The 23,972-nt window shown below is 65.8% G+C and carries 17 protein-coding genes; 11 read left to right on the top strand and 6 right to left on the bottom strand.

Annotated elements, in window-relative coordinates; all coding sequences use genetic code 11:
- The first annotated feature begins 3 nt into the window (after positions 1-3).
- From HDC29_RS14835 to HDC29_RS14865, 7 genes are all read left to right on the top strand, one after another.
- Positions 4-756 carry an SDR family NAD(P)-dependent oxidoreductase gene (locus HDC29_RS14835; protein ID WP_179498998.1) on the top strand — a complete coding sequence of 251 codons (753 nt, stop codon included), beginning with the start codon at positions 4-6 and terminating at the stop codon, positions 754-756.
- Positions 756-1,595: a rhamnogalacturonan acetylesterase gene (locus HDC29_RS14840; protein ID WP_179499000.1), complete on the top strand. Its 840-nt coding sequence runs from the start codon at positions 756-758 to the stop codon at positions 1,593-1,595. The genes HDC29_RS14835 and HDC29_RS14840 overlap by 1 nt, the downstream gene beginning before the upstream one ends.
- Before the next feature lie 112 nt (positions 1,596-1,707).
- Positions 1,708-4,554 (top strand): TonB-dependent receptor, encoded by a 2,847-nt coding sequence (locus HDC29_RS14845; protein ID WP_373562815.1) that lies wholly within the window; start codon positions 1,708-1,710, stop codon positions 4,552-4,554.
- Positions 4,555-4,643: 89 nt separating this feature from the next.
- On the top strand, positions 4,644-5,390 hold the full coding sequence (locus tag HDC29_RS14850) for a FadR/GntR family transcriptional regulator (RefSeq protein WP_179499002.1): 747 nt from the start codon (positions 4,644-4,646) through the stop codon (positions 5,388-5,390).
- A complete protein-coding gene (locus HDC29_RS14855; RefSeq protein WP_179499004.1) occupies positions 5,390-6,172 on the top strand; it encodes a 2-keto-4-pentenoate hydratase in 783 nt (260 codons plus the stop codon). Before HDC29_RS14850 ends, HDC29_RS14855 begins: the two co-directional genes overlap by 1 nt.
- Positions 6,169-7,188, top strand: coding sequence for a sugar kinase (locus HDC29_RS14860; RefSeq protein ID WP_179499006.1), 1,020 nt, complete (start codon positions 6,169-6,171; stop codon positions 7,186-7,188). The genes HDC29_RS14855 and HDC29_RS14860 overlap by 4 nt, the downstream gene beginning before the upstream one ends.
- 98 nt (positions 7,189-7,286) lie before the next feature.
- Complete coding sequence (locus HDC29_RS14865; RefSeq protein WP_179499008.1) at positions 7,287-7,607, top strand: multidrug efflux SMR transporter; 321 nt, start codon at positions 7,287-7,289, stop codon at positions 7,605-7,607.
- 72 nt (positions 7,608-7,679) lie between these two features.
- Here HDC29_RS14865 and nagE read toward each other — a convergent pair whose 3' ends face one another.
- The 5 genes from nagE to HDC29_RS14890 all read right to left on the bottom strand — a co-directional run bounded on the left by nagE (position 7,680) and on the right by HDC29_RS14890 (position 15,231).
- Positions 7,680-9,359: an N-acetylglucosamine-specific PTS transporter subunit IIBC gene (gene nagE / locus HDC29_RS14870; RefSeq protein WP_179499010.1), complete on the bottom strand. Its 1,680-nt coding sequence runs from the start codon at positions 9,357-9,359 to the stop codon at positions 7,680-7,682.
- Complete coding sequence (gene ptsP / locus HDC29_RS14875) at positions 9,359-11,848, bottom strand: phosphoenolpyruvate--protein phosphotransferase (RefSeq protein ID WP_179499012.1); 2,490 nt, start codon at positions 11,846-11,848, stop codon at positions 9,359-9,361. Before ptsP ends, nagE begins: the two co-directional genes overlap by 1 nt.
- Before the next feature lie 9 nt (positions 11,849-11,857).
- Positions 11,858-13,024, bottom strand: coding sequence for an N-acetylglucosamine-6-phosphate deacetylase (gene nagA / locus HDC29_RS14880; RefSeq protein WP_179499014.1), 1,167 nt, complete (start codon positions 13,022-13,024; stop codon positions 11,858-11,860).
- Complete coding sequence (locus tag HDC29_RS14885) at positions 13,021-14,058, bottom strand: SIS domain-containing protein (protein WP_179499016.1); 1,038 nt, start codon at positions 14,056-14,058, stop codon at positions 13,021-13,023. Before HDC29_RS14885 ends, nagA begins: the two co-directional genes overlap by 4 nt.
- Before the next feature lie 90 nt (positions 14,059-14,148).
- Positions 14,149-15,231, bottom strand: a complete 1,083-nt coding sequence (locus HDC29_RS14890) for an acyltransferase family protein (protein WP_179499018.1) — start codon at positions 15,229-15,231, stop codon at positions 14,149-14,151.
- A gap of 175 nt (positions 15,232-15,406) precedes the next feature.
- Between HDC29_RS14890 and HDC29_RS14895 the strand changes: the two genes are divergently transcribed.
- The 4 genes from HDC29_RS14895 (at position 15,407) to HDC29_RS14910 (ending at position 23,147) form a co-directional block, all read left to right on the top strand.
- Positions 15,407-18,625, top strand: coding sequence for a TonB-dependent receptor (locus tag HDC29_RS14895; RefSeq protein WP_179499020.1), 3,219 nt, complete (start codon positions 15,407-15,409; stop codon positions 18,623-18,625).
- Between the two features lie 69 nt (positions 18,626-18,694).
- Complete coding sequence (locus HDC29_RS14900; protein WP_179499022.1) at positions 18,695-20,200, top strand: tryptophan halogenase family protein; 1,506 nt, start codon at positions 18,695-18,697, stop codon at positions 20,198-20,200.
- Complete coding sequence (locus HDC29_RS14905; protein WP_179499024.1) at positions 20,197-21,663, top strand: tryptophan 7-halogenase; 1,467 nt, start codon at positions 20,197-20,199, stop codon at positions 21,661-21,663. The genes HDC29_RS14900 and HDC29_RS14905 overlap by 4 nt, the downstream gene beginning before the upstream one ends.
- Entirely contained in the window at positions 21,660-23,147 is a 1,488-nt protein-coding gene (locus HDC29_RS14910) for a tryptophan halogenase family protein (protein WP_179499026.1), read from the top strand. Before HDC29_RS14905 ends, HDC29_RS14910 begins: the two co-directional genes overlap by 4 nt.
- Here the strand turns inward: HDC29_RS14910 and HDC29_RS14915 are convergent.
- Positions 23,144-23,881 carry a GntR family transcriptional regulator gene (locus tag HDC29_RS14915; protein ID WP_179499028.1) on the bottom strand — a complete coding sequence of 246 codons (738 nt, stop codon included), beginning with the start codon at positions 23,879-23,881 and terminating at the stop codon, positions 23,144-23,146. The genes HDC29_RS14910 and HDC29_RS14915 overlap by 4 nt on opposite strands.
- Between the last annotated feature and the right edge of the window lie 91 nt (positions 23,882-23,972).

The raw sequence follows: 23,972 nt of genomic DNA on the forward strand, positions 1-23,972 counted from the left end.
CACATGAATCTCCAGGGGAAAACCGCGCTCGTCACCGGCGGCGGCCGCGATATCGGCCGATCGGTTTCGATCGCCCTCGCGCGCGCCGGCGTCCGCGTCGCGATCAACTACAACAGCGGCCGCGACGCCGCCGAAGATACGCTGAAGGCGATCAAGGACGCAGGCGGGGATGCCTTTCTGATCCAGGCCGACGTCACCGACAGCGGCGCGGTCCGGACGATGCTCGAAGAGGTCGGTGTCGCGTTCAGCGGCCGCCTCGACATCCTCGTCAACCTCGCGGGCGGGATGATCGCGCGCAAGACTTTGAGCGAGATGGACGAGGCGTTCTTCGATGAGGTGATGACGCTCAACCTCAAATCGGCCTTCCTTGTGCTGCAGGCGGCGCAGCCGTTCCTCGGCGAAGGGTCGGCGGTCGTCAACGTGTCGTCGCTCGCGGGCCGCGATGGTGGCGGTCCCGGCGCGTCGGTCTATGCGACCGCAAAGGGCGCGCTGATGACTTACACGCGTTCGATGGCCAAAGAACTCGGGCCGCAGGGTATCCGCGTTAACGCGGTCTGTCCCGGCCTGATCGGCACCAGCTTCCACGACATCTTCTCGAAACCCGAAGGCCGCGCCGCGACCGCAGGCAACACCCCGCTGCGCCGCGAAGGCCACCCCGACGAGGTTGCCGATACGATCGTCTATCTCGCGTCGCCGGCCGCGAGTTTCCTTGCCGGTGTCTGCCTCGACGTCAACGGCGGGCTGGGCTTCTCCTGATGCGCTGGCTCGCCGCAACCGCCATGGCCGCGCTGCTCGCCAGCGGGGCGCAGGCGCAGACCCGCGAACGGACGGACGCACCGCCGCTCGAGCCATACAAGATCATCCTCGTCGGCGATTCGACAATGGCGCCGCACAGCGGCTGGGGCGGGGCGTTTTGCGCGCATCACGTCAAATCGTCGGTCGCCTGCCTCAACACCGGACGCGGGGGGCGCTCGACGCGTAGCTACCGACAGGAAGGAAGCTGGGACATCGCGCTCGCCGAGGCCAAGGTGCCGGGCTATCGTGGCACCTGGGTGCTGATTCAGTTCGCGCACAACGACCAGTCGTCGAAGTCCGAACGCTGGACCGACGAGACCACCGAGTTTCCTGCGAACCTGCGCCGTTTCGTTGAAGAAGTGAGGGCCGCGGGCGCAACCCCGGTGCTCGTCACGCCGCTGACGCGGCGCGAATTCCGCGACGACAAGCTGCGCAATACGCTCGCGAGCTGGTCCGACCAGATCCGTGGTGTCGGCAAGGCAATGGATGTGCCGCTCGTCGATCTGAACGCGCTCAGCGCCGCGCAGGCGCAGGAAATGGGCGCCGAAATGGCGACGAAGCTCGCGCAGGAGCCCCCGACGGCCGAGGAACTCGCCGCCGCGCAAGCCGGAACGACGCTGACCGCGCGCCCGGCGCCACCCCCGCCGCCGCCGATTACGGGCGACGGCGCGCGCGGACAGGTGACGCGCAAGTTCGACTATACGCACCTCGGCAACGTCGGCGCCGAAGTCACCGCCAAACTGGTAACCGAGGCGCTTGCCCGCGAAGTGCCGGCTTTGCGGAGCCAGCTCGTCCGCTAAGGCCGTGTATAGCAATATGGACTAACCAATCTGGCATACAGAGTGGTTGACAATTTTGCTGCGATATTCGACAGCATTGGTCATAACAGAATCGACATCTGGGAGAGACGAAGTGAATTCTCGTAATCAAATCCGTGCGCGCGGTCTCCGCGCGGCCTTGCTTGCCGGCGCCGGTTCGACCCTGCTGGTCACCGCGATCCCCGTAAGGGCGCAGGACACGGCACCAGCCGCGCAGGGCGAAGAGGACGCGATCGTCGTCACCGGCATTCGCGAGACGATCCAGAATTCGATCAACACCAAGCGCGAGGAGACCGCGATCGTCGACGCGCTCTCGGCCGATGACATCGGCGACCTTCCCGCGCTGTCGGTCGGTCAGGCGATCCAGACGATCACCGGCGCGACGACCCACCGCGAAAAGGGCGACGCCTCCGAAATCGCGCTTCGCGGCCTCGGCCCCTTCCTCTCGAACGCGACCTTCAACGGCCGCGACGCGACCAACGGCAGCGGCGACCGTTCGGTGAACTTCAACCAGTTCCCGTCCGAACTCGTCAACAATATCAAAATCTACAAGACGCAGCAGGCGGACCTCGTCGAGGGCGGCGTCGCCGGCACGATCGAGATCGGGACGCTGCGCCCGCTCGACTTCGGCAAGCGCCGCATCCAGGGCGAGGTCAAGGCCCAGTATAATCCCTATGGCGATCGCATCGTCGGGTCGGGAGGTATCGGCTGGCGCGGGACGCTGAGCTATGTCGACCAGTTCGCGAACGACACGATCGGCATCGCGATCGGCGTCCAGCGCAACGATACGAACAACCCCGAGGAAACCTATGCGGCTTCGACGACCTGGACTGCATGCCGGGCCGATAATAGCGCGGCAGCCAATTGCACCGAACTGGCGCGCGCCGATTATGGGCAGGACCCCTTTTACCTTGTTCCCAACGCCTATACCTTCCGCCAGATCAGCGAAACCGACAAGCGCGACGCGGTTTTCGGCGCGATCCAATGGCGCCCCTCCGACCAGTTCAACGTCAACCTCGACGTCCAATATTCGGACCGCACCTTCGTCGAGAGCCGCCGCGACCTCAACATTTCTGAAGCGCGCCGCGGCCTGACCGACGTCGTTTATGACGAAAATGGCATCGTCCAGAGCCTGAGCGGGCAGAGCGCGATCGAATCGAACGGGTCCGAACTGTCGCGCGCCGAAGAATATCTGGGGGGCGGCCTCTCGGTCGAATGGCAACCGTCGGACCGGCTGACGCTGACCGTCGATGGCAGCTATTCGCGTACGATCCGCGTCGAGGATGAGCGCAACGTCCGCCTGCGCACCGACCCGAGGGACCTCAACGGCGACACCACCGTCTTCAACAACATGCGTATCCCCTACACCTACGAGATTACGCCGGGCAGCTTCGTGCCGACGATCACGATCGACCCCCGCTTCGACCTCAATAATCACGACCTGTTCTGGGACGATGCACGCTTGCGCCGCGACCAGAGCCGCCGGCATAACGAGATCATCGCCGGCCGTTTCGACGCCGGATATGAAATGGACGGTTTCTTCAGCAAGCTGTCCGCGGGCGTCCGCTGGTCCGAAATGACCTTCCGCGACTATGATGTGCGCAACGAGGGTTTCGACCTGACGTCCGACATCGACGAAGAACGCCGGATCAACAATCTCTGTCGCACGCGGGCTTTCCCGCAGACCGGCTTCCTGTCGGCGGCCGATGGCAATGCGATCAACAGCTGGGCGACCTTTGACGTCGATTGCCTGTTCCGCGAATATACCGGCAGCGAAGACCCGGGCGCGCTCGAGGACAAGCGTTCGCCGGCAAACCGCGATGTCACCGAACGCACGCTCGCGGGCTATATCATGGCGGACTATGACGCCGATCTCGGCAATATGCCCGTGCGCGGCAATATCGGTGTACGCGTTGTCAAGACCGACGTGACGTCGAACGGCCTGCGCAGCGACCTCACCATCATCGACAATGGCGACGGCACCATCCGCCTCGACACCACCGGCGATTTCGAAACGGTGACGATCAAGAGCAGCAACACGCGCATCCTGCCCAGCGTCAATGCGATCTTCGAAGTCGCGCCCGACACGTTGCTGCGCGTCGCAGGCTATCGCGCCATGTCGCGCCCGGCACCAAGCGCGCTCGGCGCCGGCCGTACCTTCCAGCTCGACGGCAACGACTTCACCTCGGTCGAGGAAGCGATCGGCAACGTCCGCGCCAACGGCAGCCCGCGCCTCAAGCCGCTGATGTCGTGGAATGCCGACGCGGCGATCGAATGGTATCCCAACAAGGACAGCCTCCTGTCGGCGACCGTCTATTACAAGCAGTTCAACGGCGGGTTCCAGCCCGTGGTGTTCGACGAAGCATTCGTCATCGACGGACAGACGGTCACGGCGCCGGTGACGCAGACGCGCAACAGCCCCGACAAGTCGCGTATCTATGGTCTTGAGCTGACCGCCGCGACGCGCTTCAGCTTCCTGCCCAAGCCGCTCGACGGCCTCGGCGCGAAGGTGAGTTACAATTATGCCGATTCGAACTTCGAAACGCAGGACGTCCGGCTCGGCGATCAATTTGATCCGGTGACTGAAGAGGTCAGCCAAGGCCTTATCGCACCGGCGGGCCTTTCGGGCTATTCGAAGCATGTGCTGTCGGCGCAGGCCTATTACGAGCTCGGCCCGGTGTCGCTGCAGGCGATCTACAATTATCGCAGCAAATATTTCCAGGACTTCGTCGGCGGCAACAGCCAACTGCGCTATGTCGGGCCGAGCGAGACGGTCGATTTCCGCGCCTCGCTTGCGTTGATGCCCGGCGTCTCGCTGCGGTTCGAGGCGCTCAACCTCTTCAACGAGCCCAAGGCGACCTATATGCCCGTCTATGGCAGCAGCCGCCAATACCACTATTATGGGTCCAAATATTTCATCGGCCTGCGGGCACGGATCTAGGCATATAAACTAAGTTCGGTCATGGGCTTCAAACTTGTCCTACCTGATTGTATGGATTTCCTCATGCCTATGTGGGGAGACGATTGATCATGGCCGAACGCCGCCTTTTTGAAGATATTGCGGACGCGATCCGGCGCCTGATTCTCGACGGAACCTTCCCGCCAGGGACCCGCCTGCCCGGCGAGCGCGAGCTGTCCGAGCGTTTCGAGGTCAGCCGGGTGACGATCCGCGAGGCGGAGATCGCGCTGCAGGCGACGGGGTGGATTCATATCCGCACCGGCGCGGGCGCCTATGTCGAGGCGGTCCTGCCCGGTGACAATGCGATCCTGCCCAAGGTCAGCGCGTTCGAACTGACCGAGGCGCGCTCGCTGTTCGAGGCCGAGGCGGCGGCGCTGGCCGCGCCGACGATTTCGAGCGAAACGCTCGAAAAACTCGACGAACTGCTCGTGGCTATGGCCGACGACGGCAAGAGCGAGGAAGAAATCAGCGCGATCGACCGCGAATTCCACATGACGATCGCGGCGGCGTCGAGCAACAAGGCGATCATCCATGTGATCGAGAGCCTGTGGCGGATGCGCATGGAATTGCCCGAGGTGCGCAGCAGCCACTCGCTCGTTTGCCGCAAGGACGGTGCCGCGCGTGAGGCCGAACATGCCGACGTCGTCGCGGCGCTGCGCAATCGGGACGCGACCGGGGCGCGGCTCGCGATGCGACGCCATTTCAACCGACTGCTCGAATCGATGCTCGACGAGACCGAGGAACGCGCAATGGTCGAACTGCGTCGCCAGTCGGCCGAAAGTCGCCAACGCTATCTGCTGAGCGCAAAACTCGCCTGATGCCTGACGCGTCGGATCCCGTTGCGGTGCTGCTTGCCGCGCGCCTTTCGGGCCAGGCGCTTCCGGCCTTTCCCGCTCCTGTTCCCGCAACGCTGGCCGAGGCTTATGCGATCCAGCAGCAGCTGACCGCCGCGCTCGGCGCGCCGGTACTCGGCTGGAAGGTCGGGCGCATCCCGCCCGCGCTGATAGAGAGGCTGGGTGCCGAGCGCATAGCAGGGCCGGTGCTCCGGGTCGCCGAACTCGAGGGCGATGCCCCGGGTGAGGCGCGGGTCTTCGACGGCGGGGCGGCGGCAATCGAGTCCGAGGTGATGCTGCGGCTGCGCGCCGTGCCCGAGGGACGCGTGACGAACGGCGACGACGGCGCACGCTGGATCGACGAGATTCGCACGGGGTTCGAGGTAGCGAGTTCGCCTGCGCCCGACGTCCACGACCACGCCCCTTATGGCATCGTCGCCGATATCGGCATCAACAACGGCCTGCTGCTCGGCCCGCAGCTCGACATCCGCGATTTCGTTGCGCTGGCGGTCGAAACGTCGATCGACGGCGTGCCGGTCGGCAGCGGACGTCCGATCGATGTGCTCGACGGCCCTTGGGGTTCGCTCGACTTTCTTGTCGAGCTTCATCATCGCGGAGTGATCGAACTGAAGCCCGGGCAATGGATTTCGGCCGGTGCGATCACAGGGGTCCACACGATCGCGGTCGGCCAGACAGCGACAGCCCGTTTCGGCGCGACCTCCCCTATCGCCTGCATCGCCGCGGCAGAAAACGGATTCAACGCATGATCGCTCCTCCCCGCACCATCGCTTGTTTCGGCGAAATCGTGATGCGCGTTTCGGTTCCGGAAGGCGAACTGCCGCTGCAATCGGCGCGCTTCGACGCGCATGTCGGCGGCGCCGAGGCGAATGTCGCGGTCGCGCTCGCCGCGCTTGGCCGTGCTACGACGATGATCAGCGCGGTGCCCGAGGGCCCAATGGGCGACGGCGCGCTCGGCGAAATGCGCCGCCACGGCGTCGACGTCGCGCCCGTGCTCCGCCCCGCCGGCCGCATGGGGCTCTATTATTACCTTCCGGGGGGTCCGGTGCGCCCCGCCGAGGTCGTCTATGACCGCGCGGGTTCGGCTTTCGCCGCGACGAGGCCCGACGCATGGGACTGGGACGGGTTGCTCGGCGGCGTCGGCTGGCTGCACGTGTCGGGTGTCACGCCAGCGCTCGGGCCGGACAGCGCCGCCGCCACGCTCGAAGTTGTCACGCGCGCACGCGCGGCCGGGATCGGGGTATCGTTCGACGGCAATTGGCGCGGGCGTCTCTGGGAACGGTGGCAGCCCGATCCGGCGGCTGTCCTGGAACCGATCGTCGCACAGGCGACCTTGCTTTTCGGCAATCATCGCGACGCGGGGCTGCTTCTGGGTCGCGAATTTTCCGGGGAGGGCGAAGACCGGCGCCGCGAGGCGGCGATTGCGCTGTTCGATCATTTTCCCTCGCTCGAACATATCGCCTCGACCGCGCGCGAAATCCTCGGTCCCGACGCCCACCGGATCACCGCGCGCATCGATACGCGGGACGACCGGGGCGCCAGCGACCCCATGCTCGTCACGCCGGTGATCGATCGGGTCGGGACGGGCGATGCCTTCGCGGCGGGCATTCTCGACGGCTTGTGGAGCGGCAAGGGGCTGGCCGATGCGGCGAAGCACGGTCTCGCTCTCGCCGCACTCAAACATGGGCTGCACGGCGATTTTGCGCCTTTCCCGCGCTCGATGCTTGACCGCGTGTCCGACGCCGCGCAGGATATTTCGCGCTAGGGCCGCGATCGCGGCCCGCGAAAGGGGCCACGTCCTCGCTCGCGCAACGCGGGTCTTCAAGTCCGGGACGGCCCGGCAGCTCTGAAGAGGAGGCTGCCATGGCCTGGGTATATCTGACGGTCGCCGGTATTTTCGAAGTCGTGTGGGCCTTTGCGATGAAGCAATCCGACGGCTTCACGCGGCCCGGTCCGACCGCCGTCACCATCGTGGCGATGATTGCGAGCTTTGCGTTGCTTGCGCTGTCGATGAAGTCGCTGCCGCTCGGCACCGCCTATACGATCTGGACCGGGATCGGTGCCATCGGCGCCTTCCTTGTCGGCATTTTCATGCTCGGCGAACAGGCGAACGCGATGCGGATTGTTGCGGCGCTATTGATCATCAGCGGGCTCATCCTGATGAAATTGTCGTCGCCCGCCTGAACGGCGCCCGCCGGGTTCCGGACGAAACCGCGGCGAGCGCCAAGGGCGAACGGCGGGAAGACCGCCGCCCTGTCAGATCAGGATATGGCAGACATCGGGAGTGGGCCGGACAAGTCCGCGCGTCAGGCGCGCGAGCGCCCCTTCGTCCACTTGCGCCGCGTCGGCGAGTTCGATCCGGTAGCGGCCGTGGAGCGCGTGCACCGTGCGGACATTGGCTGCGCCGCCGAGCGCGCCTGCTATGTCGTCGGGCAAGGTCGCGCCCGCGCCCCTTTCGCCGGACGTCGGGGCAGGGGCCGCCATGGCGCCGCCGCTCCCGGCCAGCGCGCCGCGGATTTCCTCTGCGACCAGATCGGCGACCGGGCCCAGTACGACTTGCGCGGCGTTCTCCGACGGCCGGATGATGCCGCGCGCGCCGAGCGCCGACAGCGCGGCGTCATCGACCGCCCCCTGATCGGCGACGATCAGGCGAAGGCGCGTCGTGCAGGCATCGACGCTCACCAGATTGCCTTTGCCGCCGAGTGCGGCGACGAACGCCTCGCCGCGCGTGCCGCCCGCCGATGCCGTCGCTGTCTCGGCAACATCGCCCCGTTCGCGCCCTGGCGTCGTCAGGTCGAAGCGGCGGATGAAAAAGCGGAACAGCCCATAATAGAGCAGCGCATAGGCTGCGCCGATGGGCAGCAGCAGCCACGGCCGCGTCGCGAGGCTGAAATTCAGCACATAGTCGAACAACCCCGCCGAAAAGCCGAAGCCGAGCTTGACGTCGAGCGCGTTCATCAACGCCATCGACGCGCCCGTCAGCAGCGCGTGGATCGCATAGAGCAAAGGCGCAACGAACATGAAGGTGAATTCGATCGGCTCGGTCACCCCGGTCAGGAAGCTGGTGAAGGCAAGGCTGAAAAACATGCCGCCGACCGCTTTCTTCCGATCGGGCCGGGCCTCGTGATACATGGCGAGGCACGCGGCGGGCAGGCCGAACATCATGACCGGGAAAAAGCCCGACATGAACGCCCCGGCGTTCGGATCGCCCGCGAAGAAGCGGCGCAGGTCGCCCGTGGCGCCAGCGAAATCGCCGACGACGAACCATGCGGCATTGTTGATGATGTGGTGCAATCCGGTCACGATCAGCAGCCGGTTGAGCACGCCATAGACGAAGAGGCCCGCGCCGCCGCTTTCGACCACGGTGCGGCTCGCCGCATCGATTGCGCCGCTGATATGCGCATAGCCGTAACCGATCACCGCCGCGAGCAGCAGTCCCGCGACACCGCTCGCGATCGGCACGAAGCGCCGCCCGCCGAAGAAGGCGAGATATTCGGGCAGGGCGATCGTCGCAAAGCGGTTGTAGAAATGCCCGCCGATCAGCCCCGACAATATGCCGATGGGCACCTCGAGCTTGTCGATCTGCGTGAGCGCCCAGTTTTTTCCGGCCAGCGTCGCCGCTGCTTCGGGCCATCCCGCGCCCACATCGCCCGGCGCGGTCAGGAAGGTCTGCGCGCCGGTCGTCGTGACGAGGTAACAGACGACCCCGGCGAGCGCCGCCGCGCCATTGCCGTCGCGCGCGAAGCCGACCGCGACGCCGATCGCGAACAAGATGCCGAGATTTTCAAAGATCGCCGCGCCCGCCGCCGAGATGAAGGCGATGTCGAGCAGGTCCGGCTGGCCGATGCGCAGCAGCAGGCCGGCGATCGGCAGGACCGCGATCGGCAACATCAGTGCGCGGCCAAGCGGCTGGAGCGTTTCGAGTATCTTCCGCATCAACGTGTCTCCTCGAACGCGCGGGCGAGTGCGCGAACCTCCGCTGCCGACTTGCATTGCAGCGCCAGCTTGGCGTGCGCGCGCGCCTCGACCAGCGTCAGGCCGCGCACGATCTGTTTCGCCTCGGCGACGAAGCCGGGTACCGCCGACAATTCGGTGACGCCCAGCCCGACCAGGATCGGCAGCGCCGCGGGATCGGACGCGAGCCCGCCGCATACCCCGACCCAGCGGCCGTGGACGGCGGCGAGGCGGCAGGTTTCGCCGATCATCCGCAGCACCGCGGGGTGCATCGCATCGACCCCGGCGGCGACCGCCGGGTTGCCCCGGTCCATCGCCAGCACATATTGGGTCAGGTCATTGGTGCCAATCGACAGGAAATCGGCTTCGGCGGCGAGCAGGTCGGCGGTCATCGCCGCGGCGGGCGTTTCGACCATCACCCCGATCTCGACCGGCGCCGCGATGGCCATTTCGCCGCGCAACCGCTCGACGATCGCGCGCACTTGCCGCAGTTCATCGACGCTCGCGACCATCGGGATCATGATCTTGCATTGGCCGCCGGGACGAACGCGCAGGATCGCGCGGATCTGCGTTTCGAGGAGGTCGGGCCGTGCAAGCGCTACCCGAATGCCGCGCTGACCGAGCGCCGGATTCTCCTCGGCGTCGATCGGGATATAGGCGGCGGGCTTGTCGCCGCCGATGTCGAGCAGCCGCACGATCACCGGCTTGCCTGCGAGGGTTTCGGCGATGTCCTGATAGGCAGCGTGCTGCTCGTCCTCCGACGGCGCGGTCTCTCGGTCGAGAAAGAGGAATTCGCTACGCACGAGGCCTGATCCTTCGGCGCCCTGCGCGGCGGCAAGCGCGGCGTCCTTGGCCGTGCCGATATTGGCGAAGATCTCGATGCGGGTGCCGTCGGCGCTGTGGCACGCATCCTTCGCCGCTGCCTGGGCAGCAGTGCGCCGCGCTTCGCGTTTCGTCAGCCGCTCGGTGAAAGCTGCGTTATCGGCGAGCGAGGGGGCAATTGTGACGTGGCCCAGCTCGGCGTCGAGCAACAGCGGCGCGCCATCCTCTATACTGTCAAGCGCCTCGCCCATCGCCACGAGCGCGGGCAAGCCCATCCCCGCGCACAGGATCGCGACATGCGATGTCGGACCGCCACGCGCGAGGCAGATGCCCGCGGGCTTCGCCGCCGCAAGCGTCACGAGCTGCGAAGGCAACAGGTCTTCGGCGACGACGATCGCGCCCGCGGGGACCGCTGCGCCATCGAGTGCCGTCCCGGTCAGCGTCGCGAGCATCTGCCGTTCGATATCGACCAGATCGTCGATCCGTTCGATCAGATGGGAATTGCCCGTCGCGCGGATCGCGTCGATCTGGTCGTGAATCGCGCCGCGCCACGCGAAACCCGCGCTGCTCCCGGCGACGATCCGCGTCTCGGCAGCGGCGAGCAGTTCGGGATCGTCGATCAGCGCGAGATGCGCCTGCATCACGGAGGCGACGCCGCCGCTCGCATCTTCGGCGCGTGCTTCGATCTGCGCGCTAACCTCGTTCCGTGCCGCGAGCAGCGCGGCGCGCTCTTCGGCAGCCCCTTTGCCCTCACGCGCGACCGCGATTTCCGTCTGCCGGAGCCGCGCTGCGGGTCCCATGGCGAGGCCGGGCGCGGCGATCACGCCGCCGATCTGTCCCGCGCGGAGCCGATTGGTCGCGGCGGCGGGCAGGCAGGGCGCGGCAACCGGCGCTCCTTCGCCCATGTCGCTCGCGAGCAGCGCAACGATTGCCGCAAGCGCCGTTTCGGCATCGTCGCCGCGCGCCTGTACCACCACCTCGTCGCCGAAAGCGGTGCCGAGCGCGAGCAGGGCGACGGTGCTCCGCGCGTCGCCGCGCTTGTCACCCTTCACCAGATGGACGTCGGCCTCGAAGGCGCGCGCGGCTTCGCCGATCCGCGCCGCGGGACGCGCGTGGATGCCGTGCGGCAGCGACAGCGTCACCGCCTGCTCGACCGATGTGCCGTCGTCCGATCGACGACGCGTTTCGCTCTGCACGGGGACGAGCGTCATCAGCGCCTCGCACGCGCCGATCGCACAATCCACCGTACGCCGGCTGATCGCAAAACTCTCGGCGTTGGTCACGATCACCGGGGTGATCAGGCTCGTCGCCGCAAGCGCGACCGCGTCGAGGTCGAACCGGATCAACGGGTCGCCGCGCGATACTCTCTGGCCCGTCACGACGAGAGGGGTGAAGCCATTGCCCTTCAGCATCACCGTATCGAGCCCGATATGGATCAGCACCTCGGCGCCCTCGGCGCTGCGCAGCGACACGGCATGGCCCGCTTCGTGGAGCGTCACCACCTCGCCATCGAAGGGCGCGACGACGGTATCGCCAAGTGGCTGGATCGCGACGCCGTCACCCATCATCCGCTGGGCAAAGACCGGATCGGGAACGCTGTCGAGTGCCGAGGCCCAACCTCTGAGCGGAGAGGTGATGATCAGGCTCATCGGCAATCCCTATTGTGCGGCTTGAACGAAGGTAGGGGCGGAACCGGTCGTCGGCGCGCCGCCGATCCACGTGGCGCGGGGCGCAAGCCCGGCATCGAGCCACACCCAGTCGGCGCGCCGCCCCGGCGCGATCGAGCCGATGCGGTCGTGCAGCGACAGGAAGGCGGCAGGCGTCGCGCTCGCCATCGCCGACACGTCGGGAACCGGAAGAGCGGTGACCTCGACCGTCTTGCGCAGCGCCGACGCCATGTCGAGATGCGTGCCCGCGAGCGTTCCATCCTCGAAGATGCAGACGCCGTCCTTCACCGCGATGCGTTTCCCTTGCAGTGTGAATTCGCTGACGTCGGTGCCGACGCTCGGCATCGCGTCGGTAACGAGCATGATCCGGTCCTTGCCCTTGGCATGGACCGCCAGCCGCACGACGGCGGGGTGCAGGTGGACGTCATCGACGATCAGCCCGCAATAGCTATCGGAGTCGAACGCCGCGCCGACCGCGCCCGGATTGCGGTGGTGCAGCGGCGACATCGCGTTGAACAAATGGGTGAAGCCCGTGAGGCCCGCGCCGATCGCGCGCTGCGCTTCGTCATAAGTGGCATCGCTGTGGCCCGCGCTGACGATCACCCCGTGCCGGACAAGGGTGCGAATATCCTCCTCGTCGCACAGTTCGGGCGCGAGCGTCAGCATCACACGCCCGCGATGCGGCGCGGTGAGCGTCTCGAGGATCTCCGCATCGAGGCGGCGGATGCGGTGCGCTTCGTGAATGCCGCGCTTCACCTCGTTGATAAACGGTCCTTCGATATGGATGCCGACGACGCCCGACACGCCTCGCTCGATCGCGGCATCGACCGCGGCGAGTGCGGAGGCGATCTGCGCCGGCGTATCGCTGATCAGCGTCGGCAGGAAGGACGTGGTGCCAAAGCGCGCATGCGCGGCGCCGATCGCCGCGATCGCTTCGACATCGACCTGGTCGTTGAACAGCACGCCGCCGCCGCCATTGACCTGTGTGTCGACGAAACCGGGCAGCAGCCAGCCGCCTTCAAGATCTATTTCCCGTCCGGCCGGCGCATCGCCCGCATCCGATACCGCGGTGACAGCGCCATCGGCGACGGCGATATCGGCAGCCTCGGCGACCCCTGTCGGCAGCGCCACCCGGCCGTTGTGGAAACGAAATATCATAGGGTCTCGGTAACCTTGTTGAGATGCGGTGGCGAGTCGGGGTCTTGTCCGCGCGCGAGCGCCAGCGCGCTCGCCATGCGATAGAAGCTCTGGATCGCCAGGATCGGCTCGATCGCCGGGTGCGCGGCGATGGCGGGCAGGTCGCCGCGCATGGGATCGGCGAGCAGCACCGTCGCGCCCCGCCCCCGGAACTCGGCCGCTGCTTCGCGCACGCTCTCTGCCGCCCGGTCGGTGCCGCCGAACGCCAGAACGTGAAAGGCATCGCCCACGATCGCCATCGGCCCGTGGCGCACCTCGGCGGCGCTGAAGCTTTCGGCGTGGAGCGCGGAGGTTTCCTTGAATTTGAGCGCGGCTTCCTGCGCGACGCCCAGCCCATAGCCGCGGCCGAGGACGAACAGGTTCGTCGCGTCGCGGAACGCCGCGACGGCGCGCGACCAGTCAAGTGCGAACGCTCGCTCGAGTTGGCCGGGCAGGGCGGCCAGCGCGGCGTCGAGCGCGTCATCCTCGGCCCACGCCGCGACGAGCGCGGCGATCGCGGCGAGCGAGGCGATATAGGATTTGGTCGCGGCGACCGAATGTTCGGTCCCTGCCGACAGCGGGATCACCACGTCGGCCAACCCCGCGAGGGGTGATCCCTCGGCATTGACCAGTGCGACGACGAAGGCGCCGGCCGCGCGCTGCTGCTCGACCGCGGCGAGCAGGTCGGGGCTTTTTCCCGACTGCGATATGGCAAGGCACAGGCGATTCCCCGCGACCGCTGGCGCATCGTAGAGCGACGCGATCGACAGCGCCGCCGACGCGGTGGGTGTCCCCGTCAGCGTTTCGATCAGATATTTGGCATAGGTCGCGGCATGATCCGACGATCCGCGCGCGCAGGTCACGACCGCCGCCGGCGGCGCGGCGCGCAGGCGCTTGCCGATTGCGATGAATGCGTCGCGATTCGCAGCCAGCATCGCGGCGACTGCGGCCGCTGCCTCCCCGGCTTCCTGCTCCATCAGCGTCTTTCGTCCGTCTACTGCGGCGTTCGGCGTCATTCATCTGTCTCCAGCCGGAGGCATCGCTCCATCCGATTTATTGGTATTATATAGGTTATATATGCCTCATCAAGAGGTATGTTCGAGAGTTCAGATTTTAATGACCCAACCCTTGCGGCGGAGCCATTCCATCGCGCCCCAGATCAACAGCATATAGAGGACCACCGGCAACAGCGACGCGGCCGGATCGCCCAGCATTTCGCGCAGCGCGCGGAAAGGCAGCAGCAGCAAGTCCCAAGTGACGACGCCCGCCGTCACCTGGTGCAGCGTATAGGCCGCGATCGCGTTGGCGCCGAACGCCAGCATCGCGGTCGCGGCAAGGCCGGGCTTGCGGCCCTCGCGGTCGAGCCAGTGGTGAAGCAATGCGAGCGCGAGGATCGTGATCCCGCTCGTGACGAGCACGAAGCTGCTCGACCAGATATCCTTCACGATCGGGAAGGCGATGCTCCAGACGCCGCCAGCGACGAGCATCGCGGCGCCGATCAGGCCGAGTTGCCTTGCCGCCGGACCCTTGCGGCCAATCAGCAGCTCGCCGATCGCGACGCCGATCAGCCCCTGCGCAATCGCAGGGAGGGTGCCGAGGATTCCCTCGGGATCATAGCCTTCGGGTCCCTTCACATAGAGATGGTTACCGAGCAACAGGCGATCGACCGAAGCGATGAAATTATGCCCGCGCACCCAAATATCAGTCGCAACGCCATCAAGCGAGGGCAGCAGCGCGAGCGGCCAGTAAAGTGCGAGGATCGTCGCGGCGATGATCATCCGCGCGCGGGGGGCAGCGATCAGGAACAGCAGCGCGCAGGCGCAATAGACGAGTCCGATTCGCTGGAGCACGCCGAACAATCGCCAGTCGCCCGAGGCGAAGCTGGTGAACCAGTAAAGATTGCTGAGGATGAAACCGAGCAGCAGCAGGCGGCCGGTGCGGCCGAAGATGTGGCGGCGCTGCGCCGCATCGAGCTTCGCATCGCGCATCGAAAAGGGGATGGCGATCCCCACCATCGTCAGGAAGCCCGGAAAAACGAGGTCCGCGAGGGTGAGACCGTCCCAACTGACATGCAGCAATATCGGCGAGACATCGGCCTCGGCGCCATATTTCATTGCCGCTGCGGAGTTCACGAGGATCATCCCGGCGACCGTCAGCCCCCTGAGCACATCAAGTGAAATCAATCGCATGGCTTCGCCTCCCCGGTTCTGGCCGCCCCCTCAGGCAACATCTTGGCGCTGACACAAATTTGCAATGGACAGCGCTTCATATTTGTAGTCTATTGGTAATAGTCCAAGGACGCAATTGGTCTTATATAGATTGTGGGAAGGCAATCTGGACCGGATTGGATGGGGGAAAATTATAATGGTTAAGGGGCCTGCCAAGACACATCGGATTCGCCACAGCCTGCTTTACGGCATCTGCGGTGCAGCACTGGCTAGCGCGCTTACGCTTCCCGCCGCAGCGCAGGAAGGCGGCGCGCCGGTATCGGCGGACGAGGAAAACGCGGACGATATCGTCGTCACCGGCATTCGCGCCAACCTCGAATCGGCCCAGAACCGCAAGCGCAACGCCGACACGGTTGTCGATTCGATCACGGCCGAGGATATCGGCTCCTTTCCCGACAAATCGGTCGCCGAGGCGTTGCAGCGCGTGCCCGGTATCACCGTGGTTCGCTTTGCGGGCACCGACGACACCTCGCACTTCTCGGCCGAGCCGTCGGGCGTCATCGTTCGCGGTCTCAGCCAGGTCCGCTCCGAATTCAACGGCCGCGACACATTCAGCGCCAACTCGTCGCGCGGGCTCAGCTGGCAGGACATTTCGCCCGAACTTCTGGGCGGCATCGATACCTACAAGAACCAGACCGCCGACATGATCGAGGGTGGTATTGCGGGCACCGTCAACCTGCGCACCCGCGTGCCCTTCGACCAGGACGGGCGCCTGATCTCGATCTCGATCAAGAACACCTATGGCGACATTGCGAAGAAATCGACGCCGGAGATCTCGGGCATCATTTCGGACCGCTGGCAGACGGGGATCGGCGAGATCGGGCTGATGCTCAACGGAGCCTACTCGCATGCGGTGACGGCCAGCCAAGGTATCCAGTTCGACCGCATGGCGATCTTCGACGGCGTGTTCGGTCCGGGGAAGCAATATATCCCCAGCGGCATCTATATGCGCGACAATGAATATGACCGCAAACGCTATGGCGTCTCGGCCGCCTTCCAGTGGCGCTCGAACGACGGCGATATGGAACTGACCGGCCAGTATCTGCGGTCGCAATATAACAACAGCTGGCGCGAACATGCGATCTACTCGAGCGCCTTCAGCATCTACGGCCAGCCGAGCGACTATCTGGTCACCGACCCGACGCTCGTGAATCCGCTGACCGGCACCGCGCCGTTTCAGTTCGACGACGACGGCAATTTCCTCAGTGGCTGGTGGTCGGCGCCGCGTCCCTATGTCGGCGAGGGCGACGCCAACCTCGGCCTTGGCGTCAACGAGGATGGCGAGGCATTCTTCAACCGCTGCTACGGCTGGGAAGGCTGCGTTCCGCAACAGCGCGCGCCGCAGGTCGATACCGCCGCCAACGCGTTGAAGAACAAGCAGATCACGCAGGATTTCGGGCTCAATTTCCGCTGGGATGTTTCGGACCGGCTGCGCGTCACGCTCGACGGCCAATATGTGGACGCCAGTGTGAAGAACTATAACGCATCGGTCACCGCGCGCAGCTTCGCCGACACCTTTGTCGACCTGACGGGCAAATATCCGCGGCTCGAATTCCTTCCCAATCAGGCCGAGAATATCAACCTGTCGAACGGCGGGCTGAACAATCCCAACAATTATTTCTATTATGCGATCACCGATCACACCGAGGACAGCGACGGCGAGGAAGTCGCGCTGCGCGCCGACGTCGAATATGACGTCGATTCGGGCTGGCTCGATGCGATCAAGGTCGGCGCGCGCTATGCCGACCGCGACCAGACGGTGCGTTGGGGCGCCTATAACTGGGCGAACATCTCGAATACCTGGACCTTTACGCAGGCGCCCTATTTCAACATCGACAGTCCGGCCTATGCGCCTGGCACCAGCGGGCTCCACACCTTCAGCGGCGATTTCTTCGCCGGCAACCAGATCAACCACAACAGCTTCGCCTTCTTCAACATGGATATGTTGTCGGATCGCGAACAACTCGCGGCGGCGCTTGGCCGTCCGTCGATCGGTGTCGGCGATTATTATCCCGTCTGTTCGGGCGAGGGGTATCGCGGTGCCGAAACGATCGAAAAATCCTTCGGCTGCTATTTCCCGAGCGAAGTCCACCGCGTCAGCGAGCGGACCGTTTCCGCCTATGCGATGGCGAAGTTCGGCGGCGACAGCCTCGCGATCGGCGGGGTGCCGATCTCCGGCAACGTCGGCGTCCGACTGATCTGGACGCGCGACGATACGGTGGGGGCGACCACGCTGCCCAACCCCTTCACCCCCACCGCGTTGCTCTGCGAACGCGGCACCGATCCGGGCACCGGCCTGCCAACCGCCTCCTCGGGCTGCGTGGTCACGCAAACGGAAATCGACTTCGGCAATGGCGCAACCGTGGCCGACACCAGCAAGGTCAATCATTTCCATGCTTTGCCGAGCTTCAACATCAAGTTCGACCTGACCGACAAACTCGTGTCGCGCTTCGCCTATTCTCGGGCGATGTCGCGACCCGATTTCGGCCTCTTGCGCAACTTCCTGACCGTGAACCGCCTGACGCCGAACCTCAACGACCGGTCTGACCCCAATGTCACGCGCGATGCCGATGGCAATGCGATCGCCTATGACTGGCAATATACCGGCACATCGGGCAACCCTGGGCTGAAACCGATGACGGCCGACCAGTTCGATCTCACGCTCGAATATTATTTCGGCCGGTCGAGTTCGTTCACCGCGACGGGTTTCTACAAGAAATTCTACGACTATATCCAGGCGGGCTCGTTCAACGTCGATGTGACCAACAATGGCGTGACTGAAAACGTCCGCGTCAACCGGCCGGTCAACGGCGACGGCGCGAGCATTTATGGCGCGGAATTCGCCTTTCAGACCTTCTTCGACTTCCTGCCGGCGCCGCTCGACGGCTTCGGGGTGCAGGCCAACTACACCTTTGTAAAGAACGACGGGATCGAGACGGTCAACCTGACCAACGAAACCGCGGGCGGCACTGCGGGCGGCGGCATCAGCTATGACACGTCGACGGTGAAGGCCAAGGCGCTCGAGGGCATCTCGAAGCATAGCTACAACCTCGTCGGCATGTATGAAAAGGGGCCGCTATCGGCGCGTGTCGCCTATAACTGGCGTTCCAAATATCTGGTGACCGCGATCGACTGCTGCGTCGGCTTCCCGATCTGGCAAAAGAGCACGGGCTATCTCGACGCGTCGCTTCGTTTGCGCGCGACGGCGAATATCGAGTTCGTTCTGGAGGGCACCAACCTGCTCGGCACCGATACCGTGCTGATGCAGCAGGTGGACTCGGACGGCCTGCTCAAGCCGAACGCCTGGTTCAAGAACGACCGCCGCTATCAGCTCGGTGTGCGGCTGAGCTTCTGACAAGGGGAGCGGCGCCGGTTCCTTCAGGGGACTGGCGCCGGCTTTCTCTGGCGCTAAGCTGGATCCTGTATGGGGGATAAATTCGAACTGGTGATTGTGGGCGGCGGGACGGCCGGCTGGATGTGCGCTGCGGCCTGCGCCGCGAAGCTCGACCCCACGCGTTTTCGTGTCCGCCTCGTCGAATCGGAAGAGATCAGCACCGTCGGCGTCGGCGAAGCGACGCTGCCGCAGATGAAGGATTTCAACGACTTCCTCGGGCTCGACGAAGTCGAGTTCATGAAGGCGACACAGGCGAGCTTCAAGCTCGGCATCGAGTTCGTCAACTGGGGACGCGAGGGCGATCGCTATATCCACCCCTTCGGTACTTTCGGGCGCCCGATCGGCGAGGCCGATTTCTTCAGCTACTGGATCCGCGCGCGCCGCGCCGGCACCGCCGCGCCGCTCTTCGACTATTGCTTCCCGATCGTCACCGCGCTGCAAAACCGTTTCATGTTGCCGAACGGCGACGCGGGCGACGTGCGCAATGCCTTCGCCTACGCCTATCATCTCGATGCCTTCCTGTACGCGCGATACCTGCGCGGCTGGGCCGAGGCGCGCGGGATCGAGCGCGTCGAGGGGCGCATCGTCGAAGTCGAACAGGACGGTGAAAGCGGCGATATCGCGGCGGTCAAGCTTGCATCGGGCGGGCGCATCGCAGGCGACCTGTTCGTCGATTGCTCGGGCTTCCGCTCGCTGCTGCTCGGGCAGACGCTCGGCGTCGATCTGGAGGATTGGTCGCACTGGCTGCCGTGCGACAGCGCGCAGGCGGTGCCCTCGGCGCGCTCGCCCGATTTCACGCCCTATACGCGCTCGACGCGGCGCGAGGCGGGCTGGCAATGGCGCATCCCGCTCCAGCACCGCACCGGCAACGGCTATGTCTATTCGAGCGCCGATATTTCGGACGACGAGGCGGCGGCGACCCTGCTCGCCAATCTCGACGGCGAAGCGCTCGCCGATCCGCGCGTGCTGCGCTTCAAGGCGGGCAAGCGCAAAAAGGCGTGGGCTGCCAATTGCATCGGCATGGGCCTCGCGGGCGGCTTCCTCGAGCCGCTCGAATCGACGAGCATCTACCTCGTCCAGATGGCGATCATGCACATACTAACGCTGATGCCGTCCGAACGCGCGATCGATCCCGCGCTGCGCGCCGAGCTCAATCGCGTGATGGACGTCGAATATGATCGCATCCGCGACTTCCTGATCCTTCACTATATCGCGAACGAGCCCGACGCGCCGCTCTGGCAGCGCGTGACGGCAATCGATCTGCCCGATACGCTTGCAGGCAAGATCGATCGCTTCCGCCATCGCGGCCATGTCCAGGCCTATCGCGACGGCCTGTTCGGGCCGCCGAGCTGGCAGGCGGTGTTCGTCGGGCAGGGGATCGAGCCGAGCGCCGCTGACCGCCTCGCCGACATATTGCCCGCCGCGACGGTGAACGAGCGGCTCGCGAATCTGGCGGCGACGATCGCCGACGCGGCGGCGACCGTGCCGTCGCATGCCGACTTCATCGCGGGTTACTGCCCGGCGCCCGCACCATGACGCATTCGGTTCAGCAGGTGGTCGTTTATGGCGGCGGCGTTGCGGCGGCGATGGCGGCGCTAGCGGTCAGCCGCGCCTATGCCCGGCTCGGAACCGATGTCACATGGATCGACACCGGCGAAGAATCGCCAGCGCATGCCGCACTCATCGCATCGCCTGATCTGGCGACCTTCCACCGTCTGCTCGGTATCGACGAAGCCGCATTGACCGCCGGCGCCGCCGCGACGATCAACATGGGACAGCAATTCGCGGGCTGGTCGGGCGGCGACGACGCTTTCCTCCACGCCTATGGCGACGCCGGCAGCGCCTTCGCCTCGCTGCCCTTCGTCCAGCACTGGACGCGCGCGCGGGGGGCAGGCTTGCGCGTCGCGCTCGAGGATTTCTGCCTCGCCGCCGCCGCCGCGAAGCAGGGCCGCACCGGCGCACCGCGCGAAGCGGCGACGCGGCAGGCGGTGAAGGCGGGCTGGCATCTCGATGCCCCCGGCTATGTCCGGCTGCTCCGCGCGGCGTGCGAGCAGGCGGATATTCGCATCGTTTCGGTTGCGCGGGCTGCGGTCCATGCGGCCGGTGGCCGCCTCGACCGGATCGACCTCGCCGATGGTGAGCGACTGGATGCCGACCTGTTTATCGACACCGACGGCGCGCTGATCGCCGCGCTCGATCCCGACGACGATGTGACGCGCCGAGGCTTCTGCGACCGGATCGTCCGCGCGTCGGTGCCTGCCTTCGATCCGCTGCCGCTCTACAGCCGCGTCGCCGCGCATTCCGCCGGATGGCTGACGATGATCCCGCTTGCGAACCGGACCGCGATTGAATTTTGCTATGACGGCCGGCTGCTGTCCGACGCCGATGCACGCGCCGCGCTTTCGGCGGCCATCGGACGCCCGGTGGACGCCGCTCCGCCCGCGTCGCTCGCCACCGCCGCGCGCCCGCGCCCGTGGATCGGTAACGTCGTCGCGGTCGGTCGCGCGGCGGGCGCCGCGCCCGCGCTCGACGGCGCCGAATTGCTCCTGCTCCAGCTTGCGATCGCACAGCTGGTGCTGCTCTGGCCGATCGATCGCGCCGCGATGCCGGAGGCCGATATCTATAATGAGGAACTTGCCGGCACCCGGGCGCGCGTCGGCGATTTCACCGCGCAGCATTTCCGCCTCAATGCCCGCGTTGGCGAGCCCTATTGGGACGCCGCCCGGACCGCGCCGGTCTCGGACGAACTCGCGTCAAAGATCGACCTTTTCGCCGCCCGCGGCATGTTCGCGCATTTCAATCACGAGGCGTATGTCGAGGATAGCTGGGCGCTCGTCATGGCGGGGCATGGCGTCGTTCCGCGCAGCTTCGACCCGCAGGCGCTGCTCGTCGACGAACAGGCGTTGATGGCCGAATTTCAGCGCCAGCTCCGCGCCGTGGCGAGCGAGGTGCACGCGATGGAAACCCACGCCGAAGCCCTGCGACGGATACGCCGATGAGCGCGCGCCAGCGCCCCGTGCGGCGCATCGTCATCGTCGGCGGCGGCAGCGCGGGCTGGATGACGGCGGCGGCGCTCGGCCGCGCGCTGTCGGGGCAGTCGCATGCCATCACTCTCGTCGAATCCGAAGCGATCGGTACCATTGGGGTCGGCGAGGCGACCGTGCCGCCGATCCACGAATTCAACCGCTACCTGAAGATCGATCAAGCCGAATTCCTTCGCGCGACGCATGGCACGATCAAGCTCGGTATCCAGTTCGATGGCTGGGGCGGCGAGGGGCACCACTATTTCCATCCCTTCGGCTATTTCGGCATCGAAATGGCGGGCATCCACTTCCATCATTATTGGCTGCGCCATCTCGCGGCGGGGGGCGATCCCGACCAGGCGCCCTACAACCTCGAAACGATGGCCGCGCGCGCCGGCCGGTTTGCCCCCGCAACGCGCCACGGGCCGGTGCATCACGCCGTCCATTTCGACGCCGCCGCCTATGCCCGATTCCTGCGAACCTATGCCGAGGACAGGGGGGTCGTGCGGATCGAGGGCAAGGTCGCCGACGTTAGCCTCGATCCCGAAGACGGTTTTATCACCGCGATCGAAATGGACGACGGCCGGACGATCGAGGGCGATTTGTTCGTCGACTGCTCGGGCTTTCGCGGCCTGCTGATCGAAGGTGCGCTCCAGACCGGCTACGCCGAATGGAGCCGCTGGCTACCGTGCGACAGCGCGGTCGCCATGCCGTCAGAAGGCGAGGGCGACCCGGCGCCCTTTACGCGCTCGACCGCGCGCGAGGCGGGGTGGCAATGGCGCATCCCGCTCCAGCATCGCGACGGCAATGGCTATGTCTATTCGAGCGCGCATCTGGGGCATGACGAGGCCGAGACGCTGCTGCGCGCGCGCCTGCCCGGGCCGGCGCTCGCCGACGCCAACCGGCTGCGCTTCACCGCGGGGCATCGCAAGGAGATCTGGAACCGCAACTGCGTCGCGATCGGGCTCGCGGGGGGCTTTCTCGAGCCCCTGGAATCGACTTCGATCCACCTGATCCAGACGACGATCATCCGGCTGCTTTCGCTGCTGCCGCGCGATGCGATCGATCCCCGTGTCGTCGCGCGCTTCAATCGCGATGCCTTGCACGAGTATCGGACGATCCGCGATTTCGTGATCGCCCATTATGCGCTCGCGAACCGCAACGACACGCCATTCTGGCGCGACGTCGCCGCGGCAGGTATGCCCGATACACTTGCCGAGCGGATCGAGGCGTTCCGCGCCACCGGCAACATCTTGTTCGAGCCCGGCGACCTGTTCGGCCCGACCAACTGGCATGCCGTGCTGACCGGGCAGGGGGTGCGGCCGCAAAGCTGGCACCCGATCGCCGACGGCCTCTCCGCTGACGAACTGGCATCACGCCTCGGGGCGCTGCGCGGCCGCGTCGCCGAGCAACTCGCCGAGCTGCCGCCTCACATCGCGTTTCTGCGGGGGCTGGGTTAGCCGTTGAGCTCCGCCACGACGTCATAAGCATCGCCGCGATAATAGCTTTGCGTGAACTCGGCAGTGCGCCCGTCGGACAGGAAACCGCGCCGTTCGATGAACAGCCCGGGCGTTCCCGCCTCGATCCCCAGGATATCCGCCTGTTCGGCGGTAAAGGCGACCGCGCGCAGCCGTTGCAGCGCGCGCACCGGCAGGTGTCCCGCCGCTTCCAGCGCTTCGTACAGCGACGCACCGACGGCCTCGACCGACGGCAGGCAGTACGCGGGGATCGTCGCATATTCGAGCGCCATCGACGTGTCGTCGGCGTAACGGATGCGGTGGAACCGATAGACGAGCGATCCCGGCGACAGGCCGAGCGACAACGCCTCTTCGGGGGTCACCGCGCCCGCGGTCTTGCTCACCCATTTGCTCGTCGGCCGCCTTCCGCGCGACTTCATGTCCTCCGAAAAGGAGGTGAGCTTCGAAAAGCTTTTTTCGACGCGCGGCCGCGTGACGAACGTCCCCGCACCGCGGCGGCGCGTGACGATGCCGTCGGCGACCAGCCCGTCGATCGCCTTGCGCACCGTGATGCGCGACACGTCGAATTCCTCGGCGAGGTCGCGCTCGGTCGGGATCGCTTCTTCGGCCTTGACGACCTGCCCCTCGATCGCGTCGCGCAGGATTTTCTGCAACTGCAGGTAAAGCGGTGTCGGATCGTCCTTCTGGAGCGGACCCACGCGTTCGATCAATGACAAGGACGATGCTCCACTCGATGGCTCCGGCATGCCGGTCGATAGGACCAGCCATAGCGCAGCATGTGTTGCATTGGTATCCTTGCGTCAACCT

The organism is Sphingopyxis sp. JAI108 (genome assembly GCF_013410105.1).
In the GTDB taxonomy this organism is placed as follows: domain Bacteria; phylum Pseudomonadota; class Alphaproteobacteria; order Sphingomonadales; family Sphingomonadaceae; genus Sphingopyxis; species Sphingopyxis chilensis.

Excerpts from the sequence above, each read along its gene's own strand:
- ptsP (WP_179499012.1), bottom strand. The coding sequence starts at position 11,848 with ATGAGCCTGATCATCACCTCTCCGCTCAGAGGTTGGGCCTCGGCACTC.
- HDC29_RS14855 (WP_179499004.1), top strand. The coding sequence starts at position 5,390 with ATGCCTGACGCGTCGGATCCCGTTGCGGTGCTGCTTGCCGCGCGCCTT.
- HDC29_RS14835 (WP_179498998.1), top strand. The coding sequence starts at position 4 with ATGAATCTCCAGGGGAAAACCGCGCTCGTCACCGGCGGCGGCCGCGAT.
- HDC29_RS14900 (WP_179499022.1), top strand. The coding sequence starts at position 18,695 with ATGGGGGATAAATTCGAACTGGTGATTGTGGGCGGCGGGACGGCCGGC.
- nagE (WP_179499010.1), bottom strand. The coding sequence starts at position 9,359 with ATGCGGAAGATACTCGAAACGCTCCAGCCGCTTGGCCGCGCACTGATG.
- HDC29_RS14865 (WP_179499008.1), top strand. The coding sequence starts at position 7,287 with ATGGCCTGGGTATATCTGACGGTCGCCGGTATTTTCGAAGTCGTGTGG.
- HDC29_RS14860 (WP_179499006.1), top strand. The coding sequence starts at position 6,169 with ATGATCGCTCCTCCCCGCACCATCGCTTGTTTCGGCGAAATCGTGATG.
- HDC29_RS14905 (WP_179499024.1), top strand. The coding sequence starts at position 20,197 with ATGACGCATTCGGTTCAGCAGGTGGTCGTTTATGGCGGCGGCGTTGCG.
- HDC29_RS14885 (WP_179499016.1), bottom strand. The coding sequence starts at position 14,058 with ATGACGCCGAACGCCGCAGTAGACGGACGAAAGACGCTGATGGAGCAG.
- HDC29_RS14850 (WP_179499002.1), top strand. The coding sequence starts at position 4,644 with ATGGCCGAACGCCGCCTTTTTGAAGATATTGCGGACGCGATCCGGCGC.
- HDC29_RS14840 (WP_179499000.1), top strand. The coding sequence starts at position 756 with ATGCGCTGGCTCGCCGCAACCGCCATGGCCGCGCTGCTCGCCAGCGGG.
- HDC29_RS14910 (WP_179499026.1), top strand. The coding sequence starts at position 21,660 with ATGAGCGCGCGCCAGCGCCCCGTGCGGCGCATCGTCATCGTCGGCGGC.
- HDC29_RS14890 (WP_179499018.1), bottom strand. The coding sequence starts at position 15,231 with ATGCGATTGATTTCACTTGATGTGCTCAGGGGGCTGACGGTCGCCGGG.
- HDC29_RS14895 (WP_179499020.1), top strand. The coding sequence starts at position 15,407 with ATGGTTAAGGGGCCTGCCAAGACACATCGGATTCGCCACAGCCTGCTT.
- nagA (WP_179499014.1), bottom strand. The coding sequence starts at position 13,024 with ATGATATTTCGTTTCCACAACGGCCGGGTGGCGCTGCCGACAGGGGTC.